Raw genomic sequence first — 4,463 nt, 5'->3', positions numbered from 1 at the left:
CCAGCGCGGACTGGAGGTGGTCGAGTTCGCGGCGGGCATCCCGCACCTGATCAAGGGCGAGTTCACCGACAACGCCGGAACCGGCATCGACGTCCACTCGCTGCGCCAGCCGTTGGGCGTGGTCGCAGGCATCACCCCGTTCAACTTCCCGGCGATGATCCCGCTGTGGCAGGCCGCGCCCTCGCTGGCCTGCGGCAACGCCTTCGTCCTCAAGCCGTCGGAGCGGGCGCCCTCGGTGCCGCTGCGGCTGGCCGAGCTGTTCGCCGAGGCGGGGCTGCCGCCGGGTGTCCTCAACGTCGTCAACGGCGGCAAGGAGGCGGTCGACACCCTGCTGACCGACCCGCGGGTGGCGGCGGTCGGCTTCGTGGGCTCGACCCCGATCGCCGAGTACGTCTACTCCACGGCCACCGCGCACGGCAAGCGCGCCCAGTGCTTCGGCGGCGCCAAGAACCACATGGTGGTCATGCCCGACGCCGACCTCGACCAGGCGGTGGACGCCCTGATCGGCGCCGGGTACGGCTCGGCGGGCGAACGCTGCATGGCGGTGTCCGTGGCGGTCCCGGTCGGGGAGGAGACCGCCGACGCCCTGGTGTCCCGGCTCAAGGAGCGCGTCGCCGGACTGCAGGTGGGCCCCTCGCACGACCCGGACGCCGACTTCGGCCCGTTGGTCTCCGCGGACGCCCGCGACCGTGTCACCGGCTACATCGACCTGGGCGTCGAGGAGGGCGCCGAGCTGGTCGTGGACGGGCGCGGCCACACCGTCCCGGGTTTCGAGGACGGCTACTTCGTCGGCCCCACCCTGTTCGACCGGGTCGGACCGGACATGCGCGTCTACCGCGAGGAGATCTTCGGCCCGGTGCTGTCGGTGGTGCGCGCCGCCGACTACGAGGCGGCGCTGGCCCTGGCCAACGGCCACGAGTACGGCAACGGCGTCGCGATCTTCACCCGCGACGGCGACACCGCCCGCGACTTCACCCGGCGGGTGACCACCGGCATGGTCGGCGTCAACGTGCCCATCCCGGTGCCGGTGGCCTACCACACCTTCGGCGGCTGGAAGCGGTCCGCGTTCGGCGACCTCAACCAGCACGGCCCCGACTCCATCCGCTTCCACACCCGCACCAAGACCGTCACGTCGCGCTGGCCCTCCGGAGGAGCCCGTTACGGTGGGGCCGCGCCGGAGGCGTCCGTTGAGGGTGGTGGAGGGCGACGGGAGGGCGCCTCCTTCACGATCCCGGTGATGCGATGACCACCGCGGCGACCCTCACCGAGGACCAGGCGGCCCTGGCCGAGGCGGCCCGGGACTTCGCCCGCGAACACCTGGCCCCGCACGCGATCGAGTGGGACCAGAGCAAGCACTTCCCGGTGGACGTGCTCCGCAAGGCCGCCGGCCTGGGCATGGGCGGCGTCTACGTCCGCGAGGACGCGGGCGGCTCCGGCCTGTCCCGGCTCGACGGCGTGCTCGTCTTCGAGACGCTGGCCACCGGCTGCCCGTCGGTGGCCGGGTACCTGTCCATCCACAACATGGTCGCCTGGATGGTCGACCGCTACGGCGACCCCGCCCAGCGCGACCGGTGGCTGCCGGGCCTGTGCTCCATGGACGTGCTGGGCAGCTACTGCCTGACCGAGCCGGACGCGGGCTCCGACGCGGCCGCCCTGGGCACCCGGGCCGTCCGCGAGGGCGACCACTACGTGCTCACCGGCACCAAGCAGTTCATCTCCGGGGCGGGCGCCTCGGGCCTCTATATCGTCATGGCCCGCACCGGCGGACCCGGGCCCGCCGGGGTGTCGGCGTTCGTCGTGGACCGCGACGACCCGGGGGTGTCCTTCGGCGCCAACGAGGTCAAGATGGGATGGAACGCCCAGCCCACCCGCCAGGTGGTCCTGGACGGGGTGCGGCTGCCCGCCGACCGGCTGCTGGGCGCGGAGGGCGAGGGGTTCCGCATCGCCATGAACGGCCTCAACGGGGGCCGCCTGGGCATCGCCGCCTGCTCGCTGGGCGGGGCCGGCGCCGCGCTGGACGCCGCCACCGCCTTCCTGAGCGACCGGAAGGCGTTCGGCGGACCGCTGATCAACGCCCAGGCGCTGCGCTTCCGGCTGGCGGAGATGGCCACCGACCTGGAGGCCGCCCGCTCCCTGGTGTGGCGGGCCGCCGCCGCCCTGGACGAGGGCGACGCCGACGCCGCGCACCTGTGCGCGATGGCCAAGCGGTTCGCCACCGAGGCCGGGTTCACCGTCGCCGACCGGGCGTTGCAGTTGCACGGGGGCTACGGGTACCTCACCGAATACGGCATTGAGAAGATCGTGCGCGATCTGAGGGTGCACCGAATCCTGGAAGGGACCAACGAGATCATGAGCCTGATCATCGCGCGCGGACTGACGGGAGCCGCCTGATGTCCACCACTGAGGAGAAGGTCCTGGTCCGTGTGGAGGGCCGCCTGGGGCGGCTCACCCTGAACCGGCCGCGCGCCATCAACGCCCTGGACCACGACATGGTCACCGCCCTGCGGGAGGCCCTGACCGCCTGGGAGCGCGACGACGCGGTCGCCGCGGTGCTCATCGACGGGGCGGGCGAACGCGGGCTGTGCGCGGGCGGCGACATCCGCGCCATCTCCGCCAGCGCCCGGGAGCGCGACGGCGCGGCCGCCGCGTTCTGGCGGGACGAGTACCTGCTCAACGAGCACATCTCCCGCTACCCCAAGCCCTACGTCGCGTTCATGGACGGCGTGGTCATGGGCGGCGGGGTCGGGGTGTCCGCGCACGGGTCGGTCCGCGTCGTCACCGAGCGCTCGAACGTGGGCATGCCCGAGACCACCATCGGGTTCGTGCCCGACGTGGGCGGCACCTACCTGCTGTCCCGGGCGCCCGGGGAGGCCGGGACCCACCTGGCGCTCACCGCCGGGTCGGTGGGCGCGGGCGACGCGATCGCCCTGGGCCTGGCCGACCACTACGTGCCCGCCGAGCGCCTGTCCGACCTGGCCGCGGCGCTGACCGAGGCGACCGGGGCCGGGGACGTGGCCGAGGCGGTGGGCCGGTTCGCCGAGACCGCGCCCGCCCCGACCCTGACCGGCGAGCGCTGGATCGACGCCTGCTACTCCGCCGCCACCGCCGAGGAGATCGTGGACCGGCTGCGCGGCCACGGCGACCCGGCGGCGGCCGCGGCCGCCGACACCGTCCTGGCCAAGTCGCCGACCGCGGTGAAGGTCGCCCTGGCGGCGCTGCGCCGGGCGCGGGAGCTGCCCGGCCTGGCGGCGGTCCTGGAGCAGGAGTACCGGGTCTCGTGTGCGGCGCTGGACTCGCCCGACTTCGTCGAGGGGGTCCGCGCCCAGATCATCGACAAGGACCGGAACCCCAAGTGGGTGCCCGACACTCTGGACGGGGTCACGGCCGAAGAGGTGGCCCGGCACTTCCGCCCGGCCCCCGACGGCCCGCTGGGCCTGGCCGACCTCGGCACCGACACCGACAGCCTCACCACGGGAGGTGCGCCGTGACCGCGATCGGATTCCTCGGGCTCGGCCACATGGGCGGGCCGATGGCGGCCAACCTGGTCCGGGCCGGGCACACGGTGACCGGCTTCGACCCGGTCCCGGAGGCGCTGGCCGGGGCGGCGGCCGACGGGGTGCGCCCGGCCGCCTCGGCGGCGGAGGCGGCCACGGACGCCGACGTGGTGGTCACGATGCTGCCCAGCGGGCGGCACCTGCTCACCGCATACCAGGGCGACCCCGGCACCGGCACCGGCCTGATCGCCGCGGCCCGCCCCGGCACGCTGTTCGTCGACTGCTCCACCGTGGACGTCGCCGACGCCCGCACGGCGGCCGCGGCCGCCGAGGCGGCCGGGCACCGGGCCGTCGACGCCCCGGTGTCGGGCGGCGTGACCGGTGCGGCCGCCGGAACGCTCACCTTCATGGTGGGCGCCCGGGAGGAGGTGTTCGCCGAGGTCGAGCCGCTGCTGTCGGCCATGGGCGGGCGCATCGTGCACTGCGGCGGCGCGGGCGGCGGCCAGGCCGCCAAGATCTGCAACAACATGGTGCTGGCGTCGTCGATGATCGCGGTGAGCGAGGCGTTCGTGCTCGGCGAGCGGCTGGGCCTGACCCACGAGGCGCTGTTCGACGTGATGTCCACGGCCTCGGCGCAGTGCTGGTCGCTCACCACCTACTGCCCGGTGCCCGGGCCGGTGCCGACCAGCCCGGCCAACAACGGCTATCAGCCGGGGTTCGCCGCGGCGCTGATGGCCAAGGACCTGGGGCTGGCGCTGAACGCGCTGCGCGCCACCGGCACCGTGGCCGAGATCGGTGCGCGGGCCGCCGAGGTCTACGCCGGGTTCGCCGGGAACGGCGGGGCGGGCCGGGACTTCTCCGCGGTCGTGGAGGAGGTCCGCGCCCGCGGCGGGAACGTTCATGGCGGGAACGTCCACGGCGGGGACGCCCACCACGGGAGCCCCGAGGCCGCGGACGCCTGAGGCGGCG

General features: G+C 74.5%; 4 protein-coding genes. All 4 read left to right on the top strand.

Annotation, left to right across the window (positions count from 1 at the left end; all coding sequences use genetic code 11):
• Positions 1 to 1,246: CoA-acylating methylmalonate-semialdehyde dehydrogenase (locus ACJOT3_RS33110; protein ID WP_406977076.1), on the top strand; the 1,246-nt coding region annotated here is incomplete at its 5' end.
• On the top strand, positions 1,243 to 2,391 hold the full coding sequence (locus tag ACJOT3_RS33105; RefSeq protein WP_406977075.1) for an acyl-CoA dehydrogenase family protein: 1,149 nt from the start codon (positions 1,243 to 1,245) through the stop codon (positions 2,389 to 2,391). The genes ACJOT3_RS33110 and ACJOT3_RS33105, both read left to right, overlap by 4 nt.
• A complete protein-coding gene (locus ACJOT3_RS33100) occupies positions 2,391 to 3,488 on the top strand; it encodes an enoyl-CoA hydratase/isomerase family protein (protein ID WP_406977074.1) in 1,098 nt (365 codons plus the stop codon). Before ACJOT3_RS33105 ends, ACJOT3_RS33100 begins: the two co-directional genes overlap by 1 nt.
• Positions 3,485 to 4,456 (top strand): 3-hydroxyisobutyrate dehydrogenase, encoded by a 972-nt coding sequence (mmsB, locus tag ACJOT3_RS33095; RefSeq protein WP_406977073.1) that lies wholly within the window; start codon positions 3,485 to 3,487, stop codon positions 4,454 to 4,456. Before ACJOT3_RS33100 ends, mmsB begins: the two co-directional genes overlap by 4 nt.
• Positions 4,457 to 4,463: the final 7 nt, after the last annotated feature.

It is taken from the genome of Nocardiopsis protaetiae (genome assembly GCF_045446735.1).
GTDB lineage: Bacteria > Actinomycetota > Actinomycetes > Streptosporangiales > Streptosporangiaceae > Nocardiopsis > Nocardiopsis protaetiae.
The sequence above is the reverse complement of the archived record's forward strand: the minus strand, read 5'-3'. Positions and strand labels throughout refer to the sequence as shown.

Excerpts from the sequence above, each read along its gene's own strand:
- ACJOT3_RS33105 (WP_406977075.1), top strand. The coding sequence starts at position 1,243 with ATGACCACCGCGGCGACCCTCACCGAGGACCAGGCGGCCCTGGCCGAG.
- ACJOT3_RS33100 (WP_406977074.1), top strand. The coding sequence starts at position 2,391 with ATGTCCACCACTGAGGAGAAGGTCCTGGTCCGTGTGGAGGGCCGCCTG.